Origin of the sequence: Paenibacillus dendritiformis, assembly GCF_945605565.1 — a bacterium.
Lineage (GTDB): Bacteria > Bacillota > Bacilli > Paenibacillales > Paenibacillaceae > Paenibacillus_B > Paenibacillus_B dendritiformis_A.
In genome coordinates this window covers 1,656,225-1,682,151 of sequence record NZ_OX216966.1, presented here as the reverse complement: position 1 = coordinate 1,682,151, position 25,927 = coordinate 1,656,225, and the positions used below count along the sequence as shown (strand labels likewise).

The following is a 25,927-nucleotide window of genomic DNA, read 5'->3' as shown; positions in this document are numbered from 1 at the left end:
CTAAATCTCCAAAATTTTCTACTATTTTTATCAAACAGAAATATCGACTACAATAAAGAAACTATGTAAATATTATGATTTTTTCCGTTTTTTGTTGTATACTGCGATCAGATAGTCTGCGTCTATCCGCAGCTGAAAGTCGAAAATAAGGAGAAATGGCAATAAGGGGGGTTTTTATGGAACAGTGGTATTATCTGTTGCGAAGCCCATTTGCCAGCCTAGATCCTGCCGCGCAACAATGGGTATATCGTTCCTTCTATCAATTCGTGTACAAGGACGTATATTTCAAGACGCATGATCGTTCCCTTACCGAGGATATTATTCAAGAGGCTTTCCTTAAGGCATCGAGGCAGGGTCCGCACCTGCAATCCGACATCAATATACCGGGGTGGGTGAAGCAAGTCGCACGGACTACCGCACTGGATTGGCTGCGAAAAATAAACAAAAACCGTCAAATCACTAATTTAGCGCATGCGTATATAGATGCCAAGGCATCACATGAGGTGAGCGTGGCAAGCGCCGTAGAAACCAAAGTAAGAGATGAGCTGCTTCACCAAGCGCTTGCCGAGCTCAAAGAGGATTACCGCACCATACTGATGCTGTTCTATATCGAAAACAAATCTTATCGGCAAATTTGCCATGAGCTGCAATTAACCGAATCCGTCCTCACCCAACGTTTGGCGAGAGCCCGCAAAAAATTGCTCCACCACTTTTTACAAAAATGGGCTCTTCCCGATGAATGAACATCATCGAAGTCTCACTCCCTCCACAGTCAGCATATACATCGATAACGACACAGCTTGTTCCTTGATCCATACCCGGTATTGTTCTTCCGCTATCCTATAGTCTCTGTCCGTAATATAGCCGTCTCTGGCCATCTGGGAGCTGAAGCCGCAGATTTTTTGTCGAAAGATAAAGGAAAATGCAGGATTAACGCGAATTCTTGTAGCTGTATCTTAATCCTATTGTAAACAGACGGGGGACAATCAGTATGAAATGGCTTGGGAAATCGATGCTGGCCGCGTTGGCTGCATTGACATCATGGGTATGGATGAGCAGCGGCAACGCGTATGCCGCTTCGCATGATGTGAAGGCAGCGCTGGCCAATCGCACGAAGCAAGAGATTAGCGGCAAATGGCTGCAGTATAAACCAATGGGTGTCTCTAATGAGTATATGAAGCAGAAGGACATCTACGAGGTGATGCCGAAGATGAGCGTTCCTTATGCTCCGGGCAAGCTGAAGCCGGAATATATCGCGGACGGCGTGAACGCGACGAATTTCGCCCGATATTTAGCCGGACTGCCTGACGATATCCAGCCGGATTGGGAGCTGCAGACTCAACAACAGGCCGCTGCGCTGGTCAATGCGGCGAACAACATGCTAACGCATTATCCGGTCCAACCTCCTGGCATGGAGGAGACGCTGTACAAGCTTGGGGAAAAGGGAGCCCGCACAAGCAATATATCGGCGGGGCGCTCTACCTTCTATGAAAGCGTGATCGAAGGCTATATGTCGGATAGCGGCACGAGCAATATTGATCGCGTGGGGCACCGCCGCTGGATCTTGAATCCCGCCATGAGCAAAACGATGTTCGGCATCGCATACACCTCGGAAGGGTACCCATACTCGGCGATGTATGCGATCGATAAGGGCCGGACGGAGCAGGTGAAGTATGAATACATCAGTTGGCCCGCTGCGGGGTACTTTCCAGAGGAGATATTCGCGCCAAACGATCCGTGGTCGCTCTCCCTTAACATGGAGCAATATGATAAATCGCGCACGGATCAGATCGAAGTCACGCTGATTCGAGAACGAGACGGGAAGCGCTGGGTTTTTGACCAACGGGATACGGATAAGGAAGGGAAATACTTTCATGTCGATACCAATTATTACGGGATTCCCTTCAATATCACGTTCAGACCGGACGGGATTGAACGGTTCCAGGACGACGATCGGTTTCATGTGAAGATTAACGGGATCTATGACAAGGCGGGGCAGCCCGCCGTCATTGAATACGATACGGTCTTTTTCGATATGGTTCCGGAAGTGTCGCTGCGAGCTACTTCGCTTCTTCTCCAGCCAGGGGAGAAAATGAAACTGAATTATCGCCGTTCTCCGGGTGATCCGAAGATGGCGAATGTTCAATTTGTCGTTGACGATCCGAAGATAGCGTCGATCGATGAGGAAGGATATATTACAGGCAAGAACCCGGGAAGTACGCAGCTTGCCATCACGAATTACTTCCAGGAGGATCAATGGATCGAGGTGGAGGTCCGGGAGCCTGCCAAGGGCGATGCCGTCAGTTCATGGGCCTTGCCCGGCTATCAACAAGCGAAGAGCAACGGCCTCATTCCGCTGAACTATGATTATGCTTACCAATCACCCATCACAAGGAGCGATTTTGCCAAGTTAACGGTGAAGCTCTGCGAAAATATTGTAGGCACGCCGCTTACTCAAGGGACAGTGCCCTTCCAGGATACGAAGAACGCAGACATCGCCAAAGCGTACACCAATGGGCTCATGAACGGAACCTCCAAGACGAAGTTCACGCCATCCGGCAGCATTACACGCCAGCAGGCGGCAACGCTGCTTATGAATGCGCATGCGCTGTTATCGGAGCGGACGGGGCAGAGCGCCTCCGCGCTGCAGGCCGTGAAGCCGGCGTTTGCCGATGATGCCCTTATTGCGCCTTGGGCGAAGGAGAATGTGTACAAGGCGGTCAGCCTATCGTTGATGTCGGGAGCGAACGGACAGAAATTCAATCCCGACGGAGTGCTTACCTACGAACAGACCTTTGTTCTGTTGAATAATCTATTCGAGAAGTTTGCAGATGCGGAGGCATGAATAAGCCCGAATAAGGGTCAATACACAGATTAAGGAGTTCGAAAAGAGGGGGCTGCCCCTCTTTTTTATTTTTGCCTACTGCTTGCGGGCGATTAAGGCTCACATTCTGTCTCTATGAAAAACTTCTGGGTGCTTACATCGTGGAGAAACCGCATCCAAGCATGCTGGAGAAAATGAAAGGTTTACTGCTTATCGCGAGGTTAATTCCTTTGTTATTTCAATTATCCGGCAAAACGTTGAGTCTCCTGAATTCCTATATACGAGTCACCAGATCCGCTGCTCCTCCATTCATGCATCACTACTTGATTATGGTTGGAGTAAAACAGGAAGAGCAAGGCAAAGGAATCGATAAAGCCCTGCTGCATCACCTGATGAATACAGTAAATACGGACCAGAAATCGCAGGGAGTCGGTCTCGATACGGAAAACAAAGAGAATGTAAAAATTTACGGAGGTTTGGATTTACATTAAGCAGAGAAACACAAATCGATGTAACGGCGTATTGTATGTTTTGTCAAAAAAATAGGACAGTCGGCGGAGATTCCTAGGAAAGATTCAATAAAAAAGAGGGGGCTCCCCCTCTTTTTTAATTCCGAAATTCATCTCTGATGTAACTGCCCTTACGTAATAATTCGATTACGTATACATAATTTTATTATTCCAAGACTGACTATATTTCTGAAACCATCAAACGGGCCAATAAATTTTCTTTAAAGGCACTAATGTTCGAGTCTCCGAATCAAATTGATCGTAATATTGTATTACCAGCTTAACCAAAAAATCCAAATCTAGTAAAGACAAAGGATGATTCGATCTATCTGCTTCATATTTTGCCTCTTTAGAAAAGCCGCCTGTAGAAACGTAAATACCGCGATCTCCCGAACGAAGTCCCCCAGTAAAGCTACGTATCTCATGTGAACCCATTTGACCCGCTCGGTGCTTCACCTCAACGATAATTCTTGGCTCCTCTAATCCTAAACCATCTGGCGAAGCTAGAATATCTCTTCCTCGATCCGGCCCTTTGCGAGAGATATGAGTCTTATATCCCATCCCTCTAAGTATACCAGCAACTAACTCCTGCATCTGTTCCCAATCAAGATTAACAATTTTATCTTTAATAAACTCTTTGGATTTCTCGGTAACATCATCTTTAATGAGATCCAGTTCAGCTGCTTCTTCCTCGGCTTCCTCTTCCTGTGGACTCGGCTTCTTGCCTAACTGGGTGTATATTTCTTTTCTCACCCCATCAGGTATAGAAAAAATCGTCATAATAGAACCTAGCGTATTTCTAGCGCCAGCAGATAATGAATCTCGCGATATAGTGCTCTGCCAAACGACTTTACGAACATGAGGGCTATCTGTAATAATTTCCGGGTTGTAACTATAACCTGAAGTGATATTACCGATGTAATAAAGACGCTCTTCAGGATCGTAGGTTATTACTTCATCATTTACCTGAAATTCAGAGACAAATCTATAAATTTGTCCTGCAGTGATATTAGTCTTACCGTCTTTATATTCTGGATAATTAGATTTCAGCAAATCCTTGATGTCTTGAAGCGAGTTTACATTGCTAATATCCTTTAACTCTCCCCATCCAATAGCCACGGCCTGTTTATCTTTGAACTCATTAATCAGATAGGCTCCCTCGCCAGCACGAACCAACCACATTTTCTTAGACATTTGTCACCTCTATCAATAGAGTTACCCTCTTTGTCACACTAACAGATTAGAAGAATGCTGAATATCACTTTTTACGTACTATTTTACATAGGAAAAGAATATCCTAAAGTGAAAAGTACATTAAATATAAGTTTGAGCTCATTCGACCGTATATAACTAAACTTTAATAAAAAAACTAAAAGAGGAGTACTGGGTTCCGTTCACTCCTCCACCTTTCACGTATATATTAAATTTTAGTAGAGACTTATGTTTATTACGCCCACTGGATCGTTGCTGGTAGACTCGGCTTCGTTATCACATTGTATACGATGCTATTGATGAGTTACCACCTCGCTGACGAGACGAGAAAAAATTATTCGAGAATACCCAACAGGTTACGTACCCAGTTATCTGTCATACCATAGGTGGATGTTGCCACACGTATACCTACTATGTGCACCAGTGGGGTATATTACTACTTAATTATTACGTTTTTAAAAACTTTATAGTAGCGGGTAAAGCAGTTTGTTTTCAACTTCAGTATATATACAGCCTCTGTTTCAATCCGATATGCAATTTTGTACCACTAATAAATCACATGTAATTAATTGAGTTTATATATTTAAAGTGAAACTAATCCACAAACTCCCACTTAAACATTCGTCTTTTCTTAGATAAAATGAATAATGCGTAGAATTTGTACTAAATAATCTATTCTTAGCACACTAATAGTTATATACATTTGAACTCGGATTCATTGTATATTCTATTCCGTCATTCTCAATACCAAGCTGTATAGCACGATAAACCCTTAAAAAACTTGGTATTTGAATTAGTCCAACTTTATTATTGACCCTTTTCTTTCTACATTCTTCCAATATGTTTTCTTTATTAAGATTGAATGGAAACTGATGATTTACCCTGTGACCTCTTGAAGATAGAATTTTACCTCTTAACTTGACTGCATGAAGAATTGTAGAGACAAGCCATCCATCTAACTCAATTAACTGTTTTTCATCACTTAATAATGGGTAAAAACTCATCAAACCTTTAAATTTTAATCTCTTATAATGTCCAAGCAAAAACAATCGGATAATTTGGTCATTAAGATTTCCATATAAGTATCTTCTAACTTGCATTATTGCAGTAACAAATGCTGGATCTTGATCATTATTAGGTATCGTTAATGCTCTAAAAACAGCTGGCTTAATAGGTTGAATTAAATTTCTGTATAATATGTAACTAATTTGCTGCTTTATCTCTGATATTTTTTCCTCTTTAATACTTGTCGATTGTCCAGACAGTTTATAACCAAGAAAATTAATATGGTACTTTATTTCTCCAAATTCAGCAGGCATACCGCTTGGGGACAATAAACTAATACCATCTGATTTATTGAAGTTTATTTCTATCCCAGTTTCTTTAGAAAACTCATATATTATGTCATATGCTTTCGTTATTTTTTCGTAACTATTCGACCAAATAACTGTATCATCAGCATATCTGGCAAAACGTAGTCCTTTATCTTCTAACCTTCTATCTAATTTCCAACAGGCCAGGTTCGCTAAAAAAAGTGAAATTGATGTTCCTTGTGGCACACCTCTATCAACTAAACATAGAAATTTCGAGATCACGAATTTTTCGAATTTATTTATAACAAACCCATTTTTATCTAACTGCGAGAATAAATAGTCATGGGAAATCGAACCAAAGAAATTTTTGAAGTCAAACTCTGCAATAAAAACACGTGGGTAATTTTTCAGTTCTATAGAAATATCTTGTATAGCAAAGTGAACATTGCGATCATTTCTATATGCATAAGATGTTGAGCTAAATCTATGTTTATTCTTGGATATCAATCTTCTATAAATATATTTAGAAACAACAGCGTCAGGTATTTGAAAAATCACAACTTCACGCTTACCACCATCCTTCTTATCTACTTCCATTATGTAAGGACTATAAGGCATGTATGTTTTTGATTCTAATTTACGAGCTAAAGAACGAGCAATTTGAGCGCTATGTTTTTTTACATAAAATGGATTATATTTTTTATCAATACTCCAGTATCTTGGCTTTTTAATATCTTTTGGGGGTGGATTGCTGATTCTTCTTTTATTTCTTTGATATTCTATTTCCATGGCATTGTGATAGTTATGGTATCTCGCACCCAATTTATCACACTCATCTTCAATCATCTTCTTAAGAATCTTCTCCAGCAAATTATTCATCCCCCTTTGATATAACAAAAACTCTCGCGTATAACGCGAGAGTTTCCACGGTTGCCGTCCACTTAAAAATAAGTTCTCACTTAAGCAGGTCTTTGATAAACCAACTTTCAAAAGCTAGTAATTAAATTACCAACTTACAGGGGCTACCGTTTGTCTCCTAAAGACATATATAAAGTATACACCATAAAAATTAATAAATAAACCAAAATTACGATCCTGTAAATTTTGCTTGAGTTGCACATTAAAAAAAATTCTGCTGCTTTAAGAAATTCTTTATATGCCAAAAAGCTACCTTACAATGAATGTACTCCTTATCAAAGAAAGAAGATTCATCAACCCTTCAAAATCACAATTTTGAAATAATTATTTATCAAAAATTTGTTTATATTGCTATGTATGTTGTAATAAAAGAAAAGACTCAGCATATGTGTGAGTCCTTTAATTTCCTATTTTACTTTTGGAAGCTTACTACTCATCTTAAATTTAAAAAATCTCAAAAGCAACATAAGAATATATCAGTAATTTAGTAACAATTCCATACGGAAGACACGATCTAAAAAATTTTTATCTGTTTTAGGATCGTACTCAACAATTTGCCATTCTCTTTTGTCATGCCAGTAGATCATCATTACTTTTTCATAATCGGGATGTACAGCCTGTGCCTTTACTAAAGCATTGCGTTCTTGATCGTTTATAACTCTTTTTGTTTCCATTAATAGAATACCATTTCCCCTTATTCTACCTTTAACACCAACTATAAAATCTGGATAAAAATCAGGTTGCCCGGGAAGGGGCATTGTTACCGAGTATGGTTTTCGCGGTGGATTTCGATGCCACCATAAAATCGTTCCTGTTACATCATCATCGAGGTATTCTGCAAAAGGTCGCTCCCATGTATTGAGATCATCTGGGAATATGCCATACAAATTTAATCGTGCTGGGTCTAATTGTTTTTGAGAGAGTAAAAACTCAGGTATAGGCTCAGACTCTCTACTTATAGTAAACTTTGCAACGGTTTCTGAAATAGCGCGTTTTAATTGGAGCGGGCGAAGGGCAAGTATTTTATGTAGACCTGCTTTCAATTTTTCTTCACTATCAAAAATATGATCTACTCCCTTTCGTTCAACCTCAATTTTCAACTGTTTCTCCAGTGCAGTATATAATTCTTTCATATCAATAACATCAAAATCATCCGCAGTAAACAGTGTCATTTGAGCAAGTGTATCTATCTCTTTTTGTGCTAAGTCAGCACGTATTTCCTCAGGGCGATCTTTTTTATTTCCGAATATCTCCACTTCTTCTTTTATTATCTTTGTTGCGCTCTGCTGCGCAACTAAAAGTAAATCATCATTAAATCTAAAGGTTGATACTATGTGTTTTACAATATCTACATTATTTAGTGAAAGCATCGCTCGATGAAATACATTCGGAGCGCCTAATTCTATGTTTCGATCATAGCGATAAGATTTAACATTCTTTCTACCATTCTGGCTTAATTTATCCCCACTTATATCTATAAATCCCCATTCTTTGAATAAAAAATCTTGCGAACATTCATCAGCTTGATTCGTTAAATTGTTACTCTTCGATGAACCTTCCGTTTTTTCAAATGTCTGGTTGCATGTTGACTCGACGCTTTGGTTCTCAATTTTCCTGTCATCACTTTGATTATCCAATATTAAAAAAGTAGACGATCCATCATTAGTAATTTCCCATGAAATTGGATCATATTCAACTACAGTAATATTGGATGTAACAGATGCAAACTCGGTTTTAACTTGATTTATCCTATCAGCAGCGAGTGTTAATCCAACTTGACTTGTATTATCAGAAAGGAAGACATATCCGTAGTTTAATTCTTCAGGTAAATCCCTTGCTATTTGCAAACGACGGTCAACTCTTAGTATGCGACCAACAATTTGAACTCCAAAATCTTCATCTCGATTTGGCCTAAATGAAACAAGAGTAAAAGCACGTGGTACATCGAAGCCAGTAGCCACAGCCATTTTGAAGATTAATACTTCTACCGTTTCATCTGCCGCAATAGTTGAGAGATATTTATCTGGTTCATCCGCTGTATGTATCCGAATCAATTCATTTTCGCCTTCTGTCTTAAATCCCATATCTTTTAGCCAATTAGCCGCCTCTTCAACAGAACCTTGTTCTGAATTAACTTGTACGAGCAACAAAGGGATTACTGTCTGACCAGAATCTTTAAGGATTTTCTTTATTCTTCTATGCGTCGCGACTGCTTGTTTTAAAGCAGTTTTCTTAAAATCGATGAGACTTTTCACATCATTAGGAGCCTTAAATACCGCAACTTTTACCCCTTCTTTAATTAGTCTGTCAGCAATAGCAAGTTGTCTAGATACTGATATACGTCTTAAATTAGTCACTCCAGTGCTGTTTGTAAACGAAACAATATCTTTATCACGCGGAGTTGCAGTCACTAACAACGTTAATTCTGGATCTATCACGTTTTTATAAAACGTAAACGCTTGCGTCTGTCCTCTAAATGAATGGTGTGCTTCATCAATAATTGCACCTATCATAAATCCTTGCGATCGTGCAAATGCTATAAGATCATCTATCGATAACAAAGTTTCAGTTCTTGTTCTGGCCTTTCGACTGCTTTCCTTTGATACTGCCACTGTCGCCCAAGTCGTAACGAATACATCACCTGATTTAAGATCATTGGGATCTCGATCATTAACAGGATCTTTAGGACGTAAGGTCTTATACTCTGCTCTAATAGTTTGAATTGCTTGATCTATAAGTCCTGAGAACGGTGCAAACCAAAACCAAATAACACGGGGAACATTTCGGATAGTGTATAGCTTACTAATATTTTCGGCAACATGCCCAGCCATAAGTGTTTTACCAGTGCCCGTAGGTGCTTCAAAAAGTACAGCCCCCATATCTCCGATTACCTGTCTCCGATTATATTCATATCTTTTAGATTCCCTGTTTAGCTTTGATGTTTGTGTTAGACAGGTAGTTAAGACAGCAGTTCCATTTCTAACAGCTTCTTGTTGGAATCCCTTCAATACAGTTCCAAATATTTCGACACTCTTCATCTTGCGATCCCTCCAAAGCATTGAATCAGGAAGTCAGGAATTTTCTCAATTCGAATATAGGTTATTTCAAAGTGTTGTTTTATTAATCCTGGTTGCCACGAATAAATGAAAGTTGGTTTTAATGAGTTTTCTATATGAGTTTTCAATTCTTTTAATACCACTTCATTCAGCTTTGGAATATATATAATATGAACATGTTCATTTTTTAGTGTCTGGTAATACTTATCTTCAACGAAAGGGATAATGGAATTTGAATGTAACTGCTGCAATGCATACCAAATTTGATCGTGTTTAACATCCATAATTAATCTCTCACGCTTAACTCTAGATGCTCGCATGTATGCAAAGTCACCACCCAAACCATCTACAGTTATTACTCCCTTAGGTGAACGATAAGAATAGCCTTCGATTGCTGCACGCAAGCGTTTTGACGTAATATCTCGACATACGTTTTTTTCTGGTTCTTCTACGTTCGCTTCAGTAGAAGAAACTAAAATATATTTACGATTTCCGCCATCTTCATCGTTTAGTGCCATAACTGCATGACCAGTGGTCCCAGAACCAGCGAAAAAGTCCATAACAATGTGTTGACTATCCGGCTCAGTTGACTGAGCGATTAATCCTTTAATAAGACTCATAGGTTTAGGATAAGGAAAATCCTTATTACCAAGCATTTGGGAGAGTAGTGTAGTTCCTTCGCTTGTATATCCAACCTCTATTGTCTCTATTTCATCTATGTTAATGCTTTCTAAATCAGATTTGCTGATAGATGAAGGAAGAAGCCAAGTTGACAAAGGTTTTTCTGTACGTTTAAGATCTGACCAAAACCGCTTGTACCGTGGTTTTCCGTATCCAATTTTTCTTCCTACCCAATTTTCTAAAGGTTCTAAATAGTTCAATAATTTTTCTGGTGCCTGACCTTTAGATACCTGTGATATAAGTTCGTCCAATTCTAAATAAACTTGTAGATTTTTGGGTGCATCTCCATTCTTAATAGCCGTCTCTAACTCACATAAATTATTGTATACAACAGTTGCTTCATCTGTGGGCCAGAGTATTCGTTTTTCCTCAATCAGCTGTTCCATTGTTTTAGTTCTAATTTTCTTCCCTGTTACTCTTGTTTTAGTGGAAAACCTCCAAACATTTCCTGGGTCACAAGGATACCATGTATCTGTTGCCGGATTGTAAACTGGATAATAAGCTTCCGGTCTTTGTTTATAGTTTTTTGCTTGAACTAAGTTATCGTTGATCCACTTGCCTCGTGAATCATTATCGGGATTTGTATAAGATGAACTACTTTTTTCTGTACCAGAAAATGTGAATCCTTTATTTGCATAACATAGAACATATTCATGATCCGCACTGACGAATCTTTCTTTCGAGTCATTTGCACCACTTCTTCTACGCCATACAAAAGTAGTTACTCGCATGTTTGGAAATACTTGATCCATTAATAATGTTAAATGAGCGTATTCAGTTTCTCCAATTGACACAAATATCACACCATCATCTGACAACAAGTCTTTTGCTAGAATCATTCTCCGATACATAAATTCCAACCACTTGGAATGTCGGTAAGAATCTTCTTCGTCAATATACCTGTCATTATATATAAAATCTCTGCGCCCAAGATTAAACGGCGGGTCTATATAGATACATTTAACCCTACCTTTATACGTCATATTCAAAAAGCGTAACGCATCGAAATTATCTCCCTCAATCAAGAAGTTCTCATAAGGGGCTTCACCTATTGATAATTGCTCATCTAGTGAAAGTACGACAAAATCATCATTTAATGCTCTCTCATACTCAATATCATCACGTTCCCAAACAAGTCCTAATTTGCGTGAACTATCTCTCTTTTTTAAAAGCGCAATTAATTCTTCTTTATTTAGATGGTTGTAACGATCCGCTTCCATTATAAACACTCCATATTTACCATAATAATTTAAGTATACATGAGAAAAGTTATCTGAACCATAAAACAGATTGACGAAGAAATTAAATTCTCGCTCAAAATCGACATTTTATTATCTACAATATAATTTAATACTTTTTCAACAAATATGATCCCATTTTATTATGATCAACCTTACTTATCATTTATTTTAGACTCTTTTGAACTTGCCAATTTAAATGCAAATTATTCTCAATTAATTACACACAATGATCCTTCCTACAATACTAATCGTGCCCTGATGTTCCCCTAAAAATCAGCATTAATGACCTTGTAGAACAGCTTGACTTAAGCGCCAATTACTTAAATCAAAATTACAAAGCCGGCATAGCTCTAATGTTAAGACAATTTTTTATGAGTTGCTCGTAGCTCTTTTTTCATTAGTTCTATAGTCTTGGAATAGAATGATGTCCGATAACTCTCCAAATTTTTATCAGTTTCTACACCAATGATCACTTGCTTGTTAAGAGTCGAGGCTTCTCTCATCATCGCATTAGCGTTTTCATTAATCATTCTACATACATTGTGGAATAATTTTTTTGGTATAGTTCCTGTCATTCAATGTAAGTTCGACACGAAAACTATTTGTAATTATCATACCATTTGCAAAATTGCTTTTAATACGAAGTTTTTCTTCGTATACCTCTTTTACCACCATCACACTATCCATTAGTTCTTGATCATCAACTCACTTTATGTCGAGTAAAATTAATAACCGACACTCTCTAACTGGACACCTAGATCCGCATAAGTGATCAGTACGCCCCTATCATCCTGTCTACCAAATTCACTTGCGAATTTTAGACAATGTTTTCGGATCGTGGGATTTTGTAAGCGATACCAAGCTTGCTACAATGAACTTGCAACTAAACGATTTTCGTTCGGGGGGAATAAATATGAAAAGGTTTTCTATGTTGCTGTTAGCTTGCATGCTAGTTGTCGGGGCGCTTAGTGGTTGCGGAAATAGCGAGTCGGATGCAGCATCATCCAATAAACTCGTTATCTACAGTCCGAATAGCGAAGAAATCATCAAGACCATCATTCCGATGTTCGAAAAGAAAACAGGGATTACGGTTGAGCTTGTAACGGCTGGAACGGGCGAGATTTTTAAGCGCTTACAGTCTGAAAAACAAAATCCCTACGCAGACGTGATGTTCGGCGGCTCCATGGCGGGGTTCCGTGAGCATGCCGACCTCTATGAGCCTTACGTATCGCCGGAAGACCAATATTTACTTGAAGGCCACCGCAATACGACGGGCTTCGCCACGCCTTACATTTCAGACGGAAGCGTGCTGCTCGTAAATAAGAACCTGATCGGCGATATCAAAATCGAGGGCTATGAAGATTTGCTGAATCCAAAGCTGAAAGGGAAGATTGCGTCTGCCGACCCGGCAAGCTCCAGCTCCGCCTTCGCCCAACTCACCAATATGCTGAAAGCAATGGGCGGCGATTATGAAAGTCAAGAAGGCTGGGACTATGTTGCCAAATTGATCATGAACCTGGACGGCAAAATTGCAAGCGGTTCTGGCGCCGTTCATAAGAGCGTGGCTGACGGTGAATATGTAGTCGGCTTGACTTATGAAGATCCTGCCAGCACCTATGTCAGAAACGGCGCACCCGTAGAAGTCGTGTATCCAAAGGAAGGCGCCGTATTCCTGGATGCGGCATCCGCCATTATTAAAGACGCGCCGCACATGGACAATGCCAAGAAGTTCATCGACTTCATCCTGTCCAAAGAAGCGCAAGACGCATTCGGCACGCAGCTGACGAACCGTCCGCTTCGTATCGATACGCAGCTTGGAGACTACATGACGCCACTTGCCGACATCCACATGATCGATGAAGATACAGACTATGTGAGTGAGCATAAAGCCGAAATCATCGAGCAGTATATCAATCTGTTCACAAGCATCAAATAAAATTTACGAGAATTTAGGTGACAACAATGAGCGTGACAATAAACATCAAAGATCTAGTCAAAAAATATGGCGATACCACCGTCATTCCTGAGTTGTCCCTGGAGATTAAGAAGGGTGAATTTTTCACCCTTCTTGGTCCTTCGGGGTGCGGCAAGACCACACTGCTGCGCATGATTGCCGGCTTCAACAGTATTGAAGGCGGAACGATCAACTTTAACGACCGTGTCATTAATCAGGTCGAACCGGGGAAGCGGAATATCGGGATGGTCTTTCAGAACTATGCCATCTTCCCTCACCTCACGGTCAAAGGAAACATCGCATTCGGGCTGGAGAATCGAAAATTATCCAAGGCGGAGATTAGCTCAAAAGTGGATGAAATCTTGAAGGTCGTTCAAATCGAACAATACAAGGATCGCATGCCGAAGAACCTGTCCGGCGGCCAGCAGCAGCGTGTTGCGCTTGCCAGAGCGATTGTTATCCGGCCGGATGTGCTGCTGATGGATGAGCCGCTATCCAACCTCGATGCCAAGCTGCGGGTCGACATGCGGAACGCGATCAAAGACATTCAACGAGAAGTCGGAATCACCACCGTCTACGTCACGCATGATCAGGAAGAAGCGATGGCCGTATCCGATCGCATTGCGGTAATGAAATCAGGCGTGATTCAGCATCTGGGCACGCCTCAGGAAATCTATCAACGTCCTGCGAACGTATTCGTTGCTACCTTTATCGGCCGCACGAATATTATCGAAGGAAGCTTGTCGCAAGAAGCAGGCAGCTATCACCTGCATATCGGTTCAACCTATTCCGAAGAGCTCTCTAACATTCAAGTGCCCGCATCGAATAAGCAAGCGGAGCTTAACGTTAAAATTTCGGTTCGACCTGAAGAATTCATCATAACCGAAGATCAAACCGGCATGAAGGCGACGATTGTGCACAGCGTATTTTTGGGACAGAACACGCATTACTTCGTCGATCTGGAATCCGGCCAGCGCGTAGAGATTACACAGGAATCGAAAACCGCGCAAATACTAGAGCCTGGCCAAAGCATTTATCTGAAAGTGAAAACGGATAAAATCAATGTGTATGACGCTACAGGTGAATTGAATTATACAAGGGGCGGTCAGCTATGAAGGGGGCGCACAAACGATTTGACGTCTGGACTAACATTTCGTTCCTGATCTTTGCTTTCTATATTTTGTTCCTGGCCCTGCCTTTATTTACGATGCTGTTCAAAAGCTTTTACAACGGCACGACGGGCGACTTTTCACTCGCCTATTTCACGAAGTTTTTCAGTAAGCCTTACTATACCAATGCACTATTCAACAGTATAAAAGTAACCGTCTGTGTAACCGCCCTCGCGGCTATTATTGCAACACCACTGGCTTATATCATGGCTACCGTTAAGATTAAAGGGAATTCAACCATTCGGATATTGATCCTGCTCTCGTCGATGTCGGCTCCGTTCATTGGAGCTTACTCCTGGATCTTGCTGCTAGGCAGAAACGGCGTCATTACCAAGTTCGTAAGCAATGTATTTGGAATTACGATGCCTGACATATATGGCTTTACGGGTATTTTGGTGGTATTGACCTTGCAAATGGTGCCTCTTATCTTCATGTATGTATCGGGAGCGCTTAAGAATGTCGACCAATCGCTAATGGAAGCGGCGGAAAGCATGGGCTATAAAGGCTTCAGCAAAATGCGCAAGGTGCTGCTTCCGCTCATTACGCCAACCTTGCTCGCAGGCGGCCTGCTCGTATTCATGCGCGCGCTCGCCGATTTCGGTACGCCGATGTTGATTGGGGAAGGATACAAGACCGTTCCTGTCCTGATCTTTAATGAATTCATCAGTGAGGTCGGCGGCGATGACGGCTTTGCAGCCGCAATCAGCGTCATTGTCGTATTGTTCGCAACCACGATCTTCCTGCTGCAAAAATTCGTGGCCAATCGCAAAGCCTTCACGATGAGTGCGTTGCACCCTATTGAAGCCAAGAAGAAAAAAGGAATCGGCAACATTGCGGCACATGCTGTCATTTACCTGTATACATTAATCGCGCTTTTGCCGCAGCTCTATGTCATCTATACTTCTTTCCTGAAATCGAACGGCCGAATCTTCGTTGACGGATTCTCGCTGCAAAGCTATCGGGATGCCTTCACTAATATTGGCGGCGTCATTACGAACACGTTCTTCCTGGCCATCGTGTCGCTCGTCGTCATTATCCTGTTAGCGATTCTGATCGCTTATGTAACCGTTCGCCGGAAGAATGCGTTAACGAACACACTTGATATTTTCACGATGTTCCCTTATATCGTGCCTGGCTCCATTCTAGGGATTGCCTTGTTGATTACGTTCAACAATAAGCCGCTGGCAATAAGCGGAACCGCACTTATCATGATCATCTCGTTCGTCATTCGGCGTCTGCCTTATACGATTCGATCGAGTGCAGCCATTCTGCATCAGATTAGCGATGGGATTGAAGAAGCCGCGATCAGCTTGGGAGCTTCCAAGATGAAAACGTTCTTCAAGATTACCCTGCCGATGATGGTGGCAGGCGTCGTGTCCGGAGCGATATTGAGCTGGATTACGATCATTACCGAATTAAGCACCTCTATCATCTTATATACAGGCAAGACGAAGACCGTTACGGTGGCTATCTATACCGAGGTCATACGCGGGAACTATGGCGTGGCCGCAGCGCTGTCCACGATCCTTACCGTCATTACGGTCGTCTCGCTGCTCGTCTTCCTTCGATTATCCGGACAAAAAGAAGTTTCATTATAGCTTCACCCACATCCAAGCCGGTACCTGCAGCATGAGGGCCGGCTTGGTTGTATTTGGATGATCAGCTGTCAACGGCAAGTCCTTATAATAAGGATCGAGGGGCTTATCATAGGTGGAGGGGGATGACATGGAACAGAAAAAGATTCGTAACTTCAAAGAGTCAACCCGTCACTTATTTCGACTCTATACGATTATTCCGTTTGCCATTTTAATCGTCTTGTTTTTCATTTTCACCATCATTAATGGAAGAATGAACTTGACGCAAAAAACAACAGAGGCTGCCCAATCCATCAGCCAGTCCATGGCAGAGGTATTTCAACAGTACTACGAAGAAATCAATCGGATGGCCGCCTCGCCTGCTGTGATGAATTATATGACCACGCATTTGGGCAGCGAAAAGGTGTACTCCGAATTTTATGAATTCAACAATCACCAGAAGGTCAAGAGTATTTTCCATATCGTCGATACGAATGGCATCTTCCGGGCTAGCACCGAGTCGCCGGATGCACTGTACGCCAGCTTTGCCTTCAGCAATCTCATTAACCGGATTAATCAGAGACCGGACGACACCCTGACCGAGATGAACAGCTTTCGTTACTCGCATGATCGCGATACGAGCTATACGTTCGGCAAAGCGATTGTCAAAGACAAGCAAACGATAGGCTATATCGTCTATCAACTGTATGAATCCGACATGCAGAAGCTTATTTTTGAACAAAATAATGAAATTGCGATGATCACCGACGAGCATAACACGATCATTGCCACGACCAGCAATGTCACCAAGGGCGTGCTGAACAAATTCAGCCCCAAGCTCGACGGTAAAGGGCATGTTCTGTTGAACGGCGGCAAGTACTATATGTATTCCAAACGGATACCGGACACGCCCATTCAAGTGCTCACGCTCAACTCCTACAAATCCGAGCAATACACCTACTATACGGTGTCTGTCTTTGTCCTTGCGGCCAGCCTGCTGTTATGGGTTATCATTCATTTTCTGTCGAACAAGATGTCTGCCCGCAATTCCGAATCGATCGAGAAATTAATTCTGGCTCTGGCACAGCTGCGCGAGGGGAATTTCAATGGCTATGTCGACATCCAGACGAATGACGAGTTCGAAATTCTCGGCGGCGAGTATAATGCGATGCTTGATCGGTTAAAGGATTTGATGGAGAAAAATAAAGAGCTGTCCGAGCTCCGCACCATTATTGAAGTGAAGCAGCTGCAATCCCAATTCCATCCGCATTTTATATTTAACGTGCTGGAGACGTTGCGCTATGCGATTAAGATCGATGCCAAGCAAGCGCAGGAAATCGTCATGCTGCTATCCAGACTGCTTCGCTACAGCATCGGACCTGATCGCAGCGTCCAGTTGAAGGATGATATGAATTATGTGCGGGATTATTTGAAGCTGCAGCACATTCGGTTCAATGAACGGCTGGAGTACCGGATTTCCGTAGCGGAAGAAACCCAGGATGTATATGTCCCCAAGCTTGTGCTTCAGCCAATCATTGAAAACGCTATCAAATATGGCTATCGGAACCAAAGCAATGTGCTTATTGACATTCGGATCTACCCTTCTGCCGGAAAGCTGATGCTGGAGGTCTGCGACAACGGCCGAGGCATGGATGAAGAGACGCTGCAGAAGGTAAACGAACTCTTGCAAAGCCAAAATAACACGACGCAGCATATCGGGCTGTACAACGTTCATCGCCGTCTGGTGCTTCTCTATGGCGAGGACTCCGGCATCCACATCGACAGCACGCAAGGAAAAGGCACCTGTGTGACCCTGACAATTCCTTACGAAGGGAGTGGACATGATGTTCAAAGTTCTGCTGGTTGAAGATGAAGATATGATCCGCAGGGGAATACGCTTCAGCATAGATTGGCTGGAATACGATTGTATCGTGATTGAAGAAGCGCTTAACGGACAGGACGGCTATGAGAAGATCTGCGAGCTTGAGCCGGATATTGTTATTACCGATATCAACATGCCGATTATGGATGGCATCGCCATGATTCGAGAAGGACTGCAGAAGCATACCTTTAGCAGCATTATCATTTCCGGCTATAATGAATTTCATCTCGCCAAGCAAGCATTACAATTAGGCGTGACCGAGTTCCTCGTGAAGCCATTAGAGGATGACCAATTGATTGCGGCGCTGGAATCGGCCAAAGCAAAAGTCGATCTCATACGCAAATACGAAATCATTTCCAATCATCCGCAAGAAACCGAAGAGATTCTGCACAGCAAATTTTTGGAGAAAGAAACGAAGACATCGAAGTATGTGTCCCAAATGATCGCCTATGTACAGGAGAATTATGCGAAAAAAATCAGCATCCATGACCTCGTGGACCAGCTTGACTTAAGCGCCTATTACTTGAATCAGAAATTCAAGGCTGAAACAAGCTACACGTTCAATGAGTTTCTCAACCGCTATCGCATCCACAAGTCGATGGAACTATTGAAATCTGGCGATAACAAAGTCTATACGATCGCGCAGGATATCGGATTTAGCGACTACAAATACTTTATCAGCATTTTCAAAAAGTACGCCCACGTCACGCCAAGCCAGTATCAAGAATATTTCAGGGATAAGAAGGCGTAACATCGTAACTCATGCACAGAACACCTCTTCCTGCTAGGCGGCTCTTGCTTGACGCTTCCGCTCTAAATGAAGAGGTGTTTTCCTATCATTCAACCCATTCAACTAATATATGATTCATCTTATTCATATTTCATCGCGGCCCAGCTCTTGTATTCATGAATCGCAAAGCCGGCGTAGCTCGAATGTCGAGACAGCTTTTGATGAGCGGCTTGCAGCTCTTTTTCCATCGCTTCGATACTTTTGGCATAGAATGATGTCCGATCGCTCTCCATATTTTTAGCGGTCTCCACGGCAACGATGACTTGCTTGTTCAATGTCGCTGCTTCTCTCATCATCGCGTTTGCGTTTTCCACAATCCCATTCTTGCCTAAGGCAAAATTGCGGTAGTCCATAATCACCAGACAATCGAACTTCTCCAATAACCAAGCGCTGAAGCTGTATTCCGTGCCGGGAACCTTTACGGTATTCAGCCAATAAGGAACATCCAGCGTAATTTTTATACCGCTTCCTTTGGTTTCCTGCTCAATCAGCCTCATATTGCCCATCCAGCTTGCCAGAATCGCCTTATTGTCTGTCTTCCATTCGGGCAGCAGATAAGGTTCAATATCAAAGTGCAGACCGTCAAACCTCTCTTCGGGTTTAACGGAGGCATTATAGTTTTGGACCCATGCAATAAACTTCTTGATTTGATCCTGCTTCGACTTGGATGCCCAATCGGGACGACCCGCCAGGGCTTCCACGTTGATACGCTTCTCTGTGGCGCTTCGAATAAAGTCTTGATATATCGCCGGAGCCATATCGGCATCAATTTGAAGATACACGGATGTCACATGATTATCGCTTGCAAAGTTGATTAGCTTGTCCGGCTCCCTCTCGATGATGCGGCTATCCCAGATCCACGTGCCTTTGGGAACGTTATGTACAGAAGTAGTGATGATGACCTGATTGCGCTCCGGCTTCCAATCTACATCCGCATGAAAGACTTCGCTGATGAAGCGAAGCGGAACCATCGTGCGGCCGTTTTTGACCGTCGCTCCCCCACCGAAGGTTACTGTCTTGCCATTCACTTTCGCATGATTGTCGCCAATCCCCAAAATGACGGTGTCATTTTTATACGAAAAATTGATTTGCTTCAATGCCTCGTTCCACTTTACGTTTGCGCCAAGCTTTTCGGATACGAATTTGGCGGGAACCATCGTGCGGTTGGATGTCTTATCCACATAGGGAGGTTCATCCGGGAACGCCACCTCACGCCCGTCTACAGTGACTTGGATGGGGGAAGCACTCACATTGGGGAGACAGATTCCTAAACTTAAAACGATAACTAACATGCCAAAACACAATTTTCTCATACAGCTCATATATGACACTACCTCAGCTTCTCCGATGGGTTCGGATTTTTTCTCTGTAACATTGAACGAATATCGCATAAAAGGATTATATAATATGCAACACTTGTCAGAAAATCCACCCTATGAACCAAGTTGCGCAATTTTGTAAAGCAGGATGTCCGTACTGTAGTCATCTTTCCGTCCCTAGGCACCCGCCCAGTCCTCAAGGCCGAGCTGCTGCATAGCATCTGGAATGCACAAAAAATGCCCTCTCCGGGCCTACAGTGTGGAGTTCATCGCAATATGAACTCCTTTTCACTATTTACCGTATGGGGAGGTGGTGCCTTCTAGACCGGAAACTCCACAAACTCCGCCGCTGCATTCGGATTCAGGATCGTAGCCGGATAATGCATGCCGATCAACAGTTTTTGTCCATGCTCATGCGGCCGTTATCCATGACATACAGCTTGGGACGGGCTTTCATCACATTCGTCATGTTCATTTCCTCCCATGTATTATGTACAACTCAGGTACACTTTGATCCAATGATCCAAAATGGAGAGTTATAAACTAAACTTGAGACATGACAAAAAAGCATAACGTCCATTCACCTTCAGGACATCATTATGCTTGGGCATTTACAGATCCGCGTCTTTAAATAAAAATAATCTTGATGTGGTAAGCAATGAGCTTGGCGCAAGCTTCTCCCCAATCCCGAACCTCGGTTTTCTGTACATGAGCGGCCCACGTTCCGTTGCTTACATTGTTCAGCACACCCATAATTATCGTATTCTCATTCAATTCGTAGCAAGGATCGGACACAACCACTTTACCGGATGTAATTTCAAATTGGCCCAATGGAATCATCATGGCTATCTCCCTTCTCCTTAAAACACGCCCATATGAAAAAACCTCCGTTACTCAGGCTGTTGAGAAGGTCCAAAGGATTTTTGGGCACTTCATTAGGACTTGTCTCTCAGTAGAAAAATTTTGATTTCAAACGCTCTGATCGAAGTGCCTGAAAACTGCACAATGAAATGTCTATCCGATAGGCAAGGTCCTCAAAACTGCACGGTTTCTCAAGACACGTTGATTCGGTAGGCAAAATCCTGCACAACTACAGCTATTCGATAGGGACGACTTCACCAGAAAGGGAATCCTGTAAAACTGCAGCAATTTCACCCGTTTCTCTTCGACTTAGCTCAAAAGGGCCTAAAATGATGTAGCTGTGCAGCAATTCCTCGAAATGTGGACTCATTGAGCCGAAATTCCTGTAAAATAGAAGCAATTCCATCCACACGTTAAAACCCCAGGAGATTATGATGTCTCCAGAAGGCGATGACGCTCTGAATGCCAAGTTTCGATTAGGTAATCACCCGTCCGAAAAAAACAGAGGTTTTCCAACAGCCTGGTTACTGAAGGTTAATGCTGCATCAAATATGAATTAATTCGTCTATCTGTTCTTTCACTTTACTAAACATTTGGGGCTATCGTTCCATACCTCATCGTCGACGGGATTATCCCAGAACTCCATGCTGGTCACGCTGGCATACTCTAGATTACGAATTGCCTCGCGTTCTCGCTTCATATTCAGATAGCCAATAAGAACTTCTGCTGCATCTTGTTCAGTGATATGATCAATCATTCGCTTTAATTCTTCACGATTCATGCCTACAGATAGCACCGCCTTTCCCTCATAAATCCATATAACATACCATAAGCCATGTCATTTACCATCATTATGTCCATATTCTACGTATGCTAGGAGCATCCTTGTCGAAGGTTAGATGATACACATCCGGATTGGACAATGATTCCCACTCCTTGAAGCCGAACCGGTCGTCGAAATGCTTCAGCAGCAGCGATATCAGGTTCCCGTGCGACACAATGACGATGTTGTTGTGCCCGCTCTCCAGCGCTTCCGCGATCACGCTGCTGGCACGCTTCATCGCCGTAGTGCTGGACTCCCCGCCTTCATAACACAAGTCCAAATCATCGTATGTCTTCTGAAGCATGTCACGCCAATCGGGATGATCGTTGCCTGACAGCACCCTCTCCATCAATCTGTCATCCAGAGCGATTGCAACGCCATGTTGATCGGCGAAGGGCGTTATGGAGCGACAGGCTCTCTCATAAGGGCTTGAAATGATATGTTCGATATGTTTGTCCGTCAAAAATTCCGCAAGCTTGTGGGCTTGCTGCACACCGGCTGCGGTTAACCGCGCGTCTGGAGCTTGCCCTTCTGCCTGGCAATGCCGCACAACGTATACATTTTTCATGAACAATATCCTCCTTATAGGCCAAATTTGGATTTCAGGCCTTGGCAGCTTCCGGACTGGGTAAATCCATTTTGAATGGCAGGCCTGTGGCCCCGCCGTTTCTGTGTAATTGATTATGATAACATAGACTCCCTGGATTTGGAAGATATGAGGTGTCATGAAACCCGATGCACGGTCACAAGAAATTCAAAACATTGTGAAAAAAATCACTATTAATGAGGGCGATATTATATTAAAATGAAGTGTACCTAACATCATAGAAAAACGGGGGTTGTTAACATGAAGAAGAAAGCAGCAGCAATGTTGATTCTCGTTCTCTCTTTCATGCTCGTGATCGCGGGATGCGGCAGCGGCGGGAACCAGAATCAAAACGAGAGCCAGGGCAATGAAAAACCGGCGGAGTCCCAAGAAACGGAAGCCGTGTCGGGTGCTTCTCAAACCAACTATACACCTATCGATCAATTAAAAGATAAATATGATATCATCATTGTCGGTGCAGGCGGTGCCGGAATGTCTGCCGCGCTTGAAGCCAAAGAAAAAGGCATGAACCCGGTTATTTTCGAAAAAATGCCGATTGCCGGCGGCAATACGATGAAATCATCCTCCGGTATGAATGCTTCCCAGACCAAGTTCCAAAAAGAGCAAGGCATTGAGGACAACAATGACCTCTTTTACGAAGAGACGTTAAAAGGCGGTCATGGCACGAACGACAAAGAGATGCTTCGCTTCTTCGTTGACAATTCCGCAAGTGCCATCGAATGGCTTGATTCGATCGGAATTCGTTTGAACAATATCACGATTACGGGCGGTATGAACGAGAAGCGCACACACCGTCCTGAAGACGGCTCCGCGGTGGGTCAATATCTCGTCAACGGCTTGGTGAAAAATGTTCAAGAGAAAGAAATTCCTCTTTTCGTAAATGCGAATGTAACGGAAATTACGGAGAAGGACGGCAAAGTAAACGGCGTGAAGGTCCTTTTCAACAATAACGATGAGAAAACAATTGCCGCGGATGCTGTCGTGGTGACAACCGGCGGTTATGGCGCTAACATGGATATGATTGGCGAGGTTCGCTCCGATCTGAAAGGTCTTGTGACAACCAACCAAGAAGGCAGCACCGGTGACGGCATTAAGATGATTGAAAAACTCGGCGGTGTCACGGTAGATATGGATCAAATCCAGGTTCACCCTACGGTACAGCAGGACAATTCGTATCTGATCGGGGAAGCGGTCCGCGGTGAAGGCGCGATCCTTGTGTCTAGCGAGGGCAAACGGTTCACCAACGAGCTGGATACTCGTGACAATGTCACGGCGGCAATCAATAAGCTGCCTGAAAAATCGGCTTATCTTGTATTTGATTCCGGCGTAAAATCCCGCGCGAAAGCGATTGAGCAGTATGAAAAAATGGGCTTTGTCATTAAGGGCGATTCGATCGAGGCTTTAGCCCAAGAAATTGGCGTTCCGGCAGATGAGCTAGCAGCCACGCTGGATACATGGAACAGCGCCGTGAAGAATAAAGAGGATGCCGAATTCGGCAGAACAACGGCGATGGACAACGACTTGTCCGGCGCGCCATACTATGCAATCAAAATCGCCCCTGGGATTCATTACACCATGGGTGGCGTGAAAATCAATACAAACACCGAAGTGTTGAATAAAGACGGCCAACCTATTCCTGGCTTGTTCGCAGCAGGCGAGCTTACAGGCGGCTTGCACGGTCAAAACCGTATCGGCGGCAACTCCGTTGCCGAGATCATCATCTTCGGCCGCCAAGCCGGCATTAAATCGGCTGAATTCGTACAAGCACAATAAGAGATCAGCTTCCACTTTTCTCTTAGCCAACAACAAACGCTTGGGCTCATCATAGCCCAAGCGTTTGTTTTATTTCCCAGCTTTTACTTTTATGGTGTCGGTGCTTCTACACGAGCATCCCGGCAATCGCCGCGCTCATCAGGTTAGCCAAGGTTGCGGCAATGACCGCACGGAAGCCCATCTCGGCCAGATCTTGTCTTCGAGAAGGTGCAATCCCGCCCAAGCCTCCAATGAGGAGTGCGATCGCCGCCAGATTGGCAAAGCCGCACAGCGCGAAGCTGATGATGACAACACTTTTTGGAGACAAATGAGCAATCTCAGGCGCAAACGAAGTGTACGCTACGAATTCGTTCAGGACGAACTTTTGACCGATGAAGGAACCTGCCTGCAGCGCTTCACTCCATGGAACACCGATCAGGAAGGCAATCGGCGCGAACAGGTAGCCTAGAATTTGCTCCAACGTCAAGGCCTCGATTCCGAACACGCCGCCAACCCAGCCAATGATCATGTTCACCAAGAAAATGAGCGATATAAACGCCAGCAGCATGGCGCCTACGCCGGCAGCGATCTTGAGCCCGTCCGAGGCTCCGCGAGCCGCGGCATCGATGACATTTCGGGACTCTGTATCCTTCACCATCTCGACGCGTTCCGCTCTGAGCTGATGATCGGTTTCAGGCATAATAATTTTGGCCAGCAGCAAGCCGCCCGGCGCTCCCATGAATGCCGCTGCAAGCAAATATTCAATCGGAACGCCAAGCATCGCGTATCCGCCTAGGACGGAACCGGAGACACACGCCAGTCCGCCAACCATAATCGCGAACAGCTCCGACTTGGTCATTTTCTCAATATAAGGCTTAACTACAAGCGGCGCTTCGGTCGGACCCAGGAAAATATTCGCAGCCGCTGACATCGATTCCGTTTCACTCGTTTTAAGCACCTTCGCCAGAAATCCGCCAATAATTTTCGTAGCCCACTGCATAATGCCGAGATAGTACAGAACCGCGATCAAGGAACAGAAGAAGATGATAATCGGCAATACCTGCAAGGCGAATGTAAAGCCCGCCTTTTCCGCACCCAGTATCCCGCCGAACAAGAACTGAATGCCCGCATTCGTGGAATCGATGATGCTCTGCACGGCCGCAGCCAAGTAGTTCAGCATCTTCTTGCCGAATTCCCACTTCAACACGATCAATGCAAAAATGAATTGAATCGCAAACGCGCCAATCACCGTTCTCGGATTAATCGCTTTGCGATTTTTCGAAAACGCAAATGCTATCAAAAAAATGCCCAAGATTCCTAGAAGTCCCCAAATGTATTGCATATACCTGTCCTTTCTTCATCGTGTCAATGACCAAGAATGTAAAGCGAAAGGGGCAAACGGCCGCTCTTCATTTTAGTGCTTCCTTCTATACAAATGCGGC

19 protein-coding genes and 1 pseudogene are annotated in these 25,927 nt (G+C 43.3%); 9 read left to right on the top strand and 11 right to left on the bottom strand.

Going from position 1 to position 25,927, the window contains the following annotated elements:
• The first annotated feature begins 176 nt into the window (after positions 1-176).
• The 3 genes from NNL35_RS07290 to NNL35_RS07280 all read left to right on the top strand — a co-directional run bounded on the left by NNL35_RS07290 (position 177) and on the right by NNL35_RS07280 (position 3,315).
• On the top strand, positions 177-743 hold the full coding sequence (locus NNL35_RS07290; RefSeq protein WP_254553090.1) for an RNA polymerase sigma factor: 567 nt from the start codon (positions 177-179) through the stop codon (positions 741-743).
• 248 nt (positions 744-991) lie between these two features.
• A complete protein-coding gene (locus NNL35_RS07285) occupies positions 992-2,845 on the top strand; it encodes an S-layer homology domain-containing protein (protein WP_254553088.1) in 1,854 nt (617 codons plus the stop codon).
• Between the two features lie 140 nt (positions 2,846-2,985).
• Positions 2,986-3,315 (top strand): hypothetical protein, encoded by a 330-nt coding sequence (locus NNL35_RS07280; protein WP_254553086.1) that lies wholly within the window; start codon positions 2,986-2,988, stop codon positions 3,313-3,315.
• A gap of 216 nt (positions 3,316-3,531) precedes the next feature.
• Here NNL35_RS07280 and NNL35_RS07275 read toward each other — a convergent pair whose 3' ends face one another.
• The 4 genes from NNL35_RS07275 to NNL35_RS07260 all read right to left on the bottom strand — a co-directional run bounded on the left by NNL35_RS07275 (position 3,532) and on the right by NNL35_RS07260 (position 11,733).
• Positions 3,532-4,527, bottom strand: coding sequence for a restriction endonuclease (locus tag NNL35_RS07275; RefSeq protein WP_254553084.1), 996 nt, complete (start codon positions 4,525-4,527; stop codon positions 3,532-3,534).
• Between the two features lie 704 nt (positions 4,528-5,231).
• Positions 5,232-6,737, bottom strand: coding sequence for a reverse transcriptase domain-containing protein (locus NNL35_RS07270; protein ID WP_254553082.1), 1,506 nt, complete (start codon positions 6,735-6,737; stop codon positions 5,232-5,234).
• 515 nt (positions 6,738-7,252) lie between these two features.
• Positions 7,253-9,814, bottom strand: a complete 2,562-nt coding sequence (locus tag NNL35_RS07265; RefSeq protein ID WP_254553080.1) for a DEAD/DEAH box helicase — start codon at positions 9,812-9,814, stop codon at positions 7,253-7,255.
• Entirely contained in the window at positions 9,811-11,733 is a 1,923-nt protein-coding gene (locus NNL35_RS07260) for a site-specific DNA-methyltransferase (protein ID WP_254553078.1), read from the bottom strand. Before NNL35_RS07260 ends, NNL35_RS07265 begins: the two co-directional genes overlap by 4 nt.
• Before the next feature lie 934 nt (positions 11,734-12,667).
• Between NNL35_RS07260 and NNL35_RS07255 the strand changes: the two genes are divergently transcribed.
• From NNL35_RS07255 to NNL35_RS07235, 5 genes are all read left to right on the top strand, one after another.
• Positions 12,668-13,690: an ABC transporter substrate-binding protein gene (locus NNL35_RS07255; RefSeq protein ID WP_040733718.1), complete on the top strand. Its 1,023-nt coding sequence runs from the start codon at positions 12,668-12,670 to the stop codon at positions 13,688-13,690.
• Between the two features lie 26 nt (positions 13,691-13,716).
• A complete protein-coding gene (locus tag NNL35_RS07250) occupies positions 13,717-14,823 on the top strand; it encodes an ABC transporter ATP-binding protein (protein ID WP_254553076.1) in 1,107 nt (368 codons plus the stop codon).
• Positions 14,820-16,475, top strand: coding sequence for an ABC transporter permease (locus NNL35_RS07245; protein ID WP_254553074.1), 1,656 nt, complete (start codon positions 14,820-14,822; stop codon positions 16,473-16,475). Before NNL35_RS07250 ends, NNL35_RS07245 begins: the two co-directional genes overlap by 4 nt.
• 127 nt (positions 16,476-16,602) lie before the next feature.
• Positions 16,603-18,318, top strand: a complete 1,716-nt coding sequence (locus NNL35_RS07240; RefSeq protein WP_254553072.1) for a sensor histidine kinase — start codon at positions 16,603-16,605, stop codon at positions 18,316-18,318.
• Entirely contained in the window at positions 18,296-19,084 is a 789-nt protein-coding gene (locus tag NNL35_RS07235; RefSeq protein ID WP_006678965.1) for a response regulator transcription factor, read from the top strand. Before NNL35_RS07240 ends, NNL35_RS07235 begins: the two co-directional genes overlap by 23 nt.
• A gap of 119 nt (positions 19,085-19,203) precedes the next feature.
• Here NNL35_RS07235 and NNL35_RS07230 read toward each other — a convergent pair whose 3' ends face one another.
• The 6 genes and pseudogenes from NNL35_RS07230 to NNL35_RS07210 all read right to left on the bottom strand — a co-directional run bounded on the left by NNL35_RS07230 (position 19,204) and on the right by NNL35_RS07210 (position 22,694).
• Positions 19,204-20,436 carry a copper amine oxidase N-terminal domain-containing protein gene (locus tag NNL35_RS07230; protein ID WP_254553975.1) on the bottom strand — a complete coding sequence of 411 codons (1,233 nt, stop codon included), beginning with the start codon at positions 20,434-20,436 and terminating at the stop codon, positions 19,204-19,206.
• 329 nt (positions 20,437-20,765) lie between these two features.
• A pseudogene (locus tag NNL35_RS07225) lies at positions 20,766-20,911 on the bottom strand (N-acyl homoserine lactonase family protein); the annotation flags it as partial.
• Between the two features lie 158 nt (positions 20,912-21,069).
• Complete coding sequence (locus tag NNL35_RS07220; RefSeq protein ID WP_254553070.1) at positions 21,070-21,285, bottom strand: DUF4241 domain-containing protein; 216 nt, start codon at positions 21,283-21,285, stop codon at positions 21,070-21,072.
• A 253-nt stretch (positions 21,286-21,538) separates the two neighbouring features.
• Entirely contained in the window at positions 21,539-21,673 is a 135-nt protein-coding gene (locus NNL35_RS30330; protein WP_276540123.1) for a hypothetical protein, read from the bottom strand.
• Positions 21,674-21,880: 207 nt separating this feature from the next.
• Positions 21,881-22,084 carry a DUF2281 domain-containing protein gene (locus NNL35_RS07215; protein ID WP_254553068.1) on the bottom strand — a complete coding sequence of 68 codons (204 nt, stop codon included), beginning with the start codon at positions 22,082-22,084 and terminating at the stop codon, positions 21,881-21,883.
• A gap of 70 nt (positions 22,085-22,154) precedes the next feature.
• Positions 22,155-22,694 carry a histidine phosphatase family protein gene (locus NNL35_RS07210; RefSeq protein WP_254553066.1) on the bottom strand — a complete coding sequence of 180 codons (540 nt, stop codon included), beginning with the start codon at positions 22,692-22,694 and terminating at the stop codon, positions 22,155-22,157.
• Between the two features lie 279 nt (positions 22,695-22,973).
• On the opposite strand from NNL35_RS07210, the gene NNL35_RS07205 reads away from it, so the two are divergent.
• The gene (locus NNL35_RS07205; protein ID WP_254553064.1) at positions 22,974-24,506 is read left to right on the top strand and encodes a flavocytochrome c; all 1,533 of its coding nucleotides are present in this window, start codon (positions 22,974-22,976) and stop codon (positions 24,504-24,506) included.
• Positions 24,507-24,612: 106 nt separating this feature from the next.
• Here NNL35_RS07205 and NNL35_RS07200 read toward each other — a convergent pair whose 3' ends face one another.
• The gene (locus tag NNL35_RS07200; protein WP_006679098.1) at positions 24,613-25,827 is read right to left on the bottom strand and encodes a NupC/NupG family nucleoside CNT transporter; all 1,215 of its coding nucleotides are present in this window, start codon (positions 25,825-25,827) and stop codon (positions 24,613-24,615) included.
• Positions 25,828-25,927: the final 100 nt, after the last annotated feature.

Coding starts and splice junctions, on each gene's coding strand:
- NNL35_RS07290 (WP_254553090.1), top strand. CDS start 177: ATGGAACAGTGGTATTATCTGTTGCGAAGCCCATTTGCCAGCCTAGAT.
- NNL35_RS07285 (WP_254553088.1), top strand. CDS start 992: ATGAAATGGCTTGGGAAATCGATGCTGGCCGCGTTGGCTGCATTGACA.
- NNL35_RS07275 (WP_254553084.1), bottom strand. CDS start 4,527: ATGTCTAAGAAAATGTGGTTGGTTCGTGCTGGCGAGGGAGCCTATCTG.
- NNL35_RS07270 (WP_254553082.1), bottom strand. CDS start 6,737: ATGAATAATTTGCTGGAGAAGATTCTTAAGAAGATGATTGAAGATGAG.
- NNL35_RS07265 (WP_254553080.1), bottom strand. CDS start 9,814: ATGAAGAGTGTCGAAATATTTGGAACTGTATTGAAGGGATTCCAACAA.
- NNL35_RS07260 (WP_254553078.1), bottom strand. CDS start 11,733: ATGGAAGCGGATCGTTACAACCATCTAAATAAAGAAGAATTAATTGCG.
- NNL35_RS07255 (WP_040733718.1), top strand. CDS start 12,668: ATGAAAAGGTTTTCTATGTTGCTGTTAGCTTGCATGCTAGTTGTCGGG.
- NNL35_RS07250 (WP_254553076.1), top strand. CDS start 13,717: ATGAGCGTGACAATAAACATCAAAGATCTAGTCAAAAAATATGGCGAT.
- NNL35_RS07245 (WP_254553074.1), top strand. CDS start 14,820: ATGAAGGGGGCGCACAAACGATTTGACGTCTGGACTAACATTTCGTTC.
- NNL35_RS07240 (WP_254553072.1), top strand. CDS start 16,603: ATGGAACAGAAAAAGATTCGTAACTTCAAAGAGTCAACCCGTCACTTA.
- NNL35_RS07235 (WP_006678965.1), top strand. CDS start 18,296: ATGTTCAAAGTTCTGCTGGTTGAAGATGAAGATATGATCCGCAGGGGA.
- NNL35_RS07230 (WP_254553975.1), bottom strand. CDS start 20,436: ATGAGAAAATTGTGTTTTGGCATGTTAGTTATCGTTTTAAGTTTAGGA.
- NNL35_RS07220 (WP_254553070.1), bottom strand. CDS start 21,285: ATGATGATTCCATTGGGCCAATTTGAAATTACATCCGGTAAAGTGGTT.
- NNL35_RS30330 (WP_276540123.1), bottom strand. CDS start 21,673: ATGAGTCCACATTTCGAGGAATTGCTGCACAGCTACATCATTTTAGGC.
- NNL35_RS07215 (WP_254553068.1), bottom strand. CDS start 22,084: ATGAATCGTGAAGAATTAAAGCGAATGATTGATCATATCACTGAACAA.
- NNL35_RS07210 (WP_254553066.1), bottom strand. CDS start 22,694: ATGAAAAATGTATACGTTGTGCGGCATTGCCAGGCAGAAGGGCAAGCT.
- NNL35_RS07205 (WP_254553064.1), top strand. CDS start 22,974: ATGAAGAAGAAAGCAGCAGCAATGTTGATTCTCGTTCTCTCTTTCATG.
- NNL35_RS07200 (WP_006679098.1), bottom strand. CDS start 25,827: ATGCAATACATTTGGGGACTTCTAGGAATCTTGGGCATTTTTTTGATA.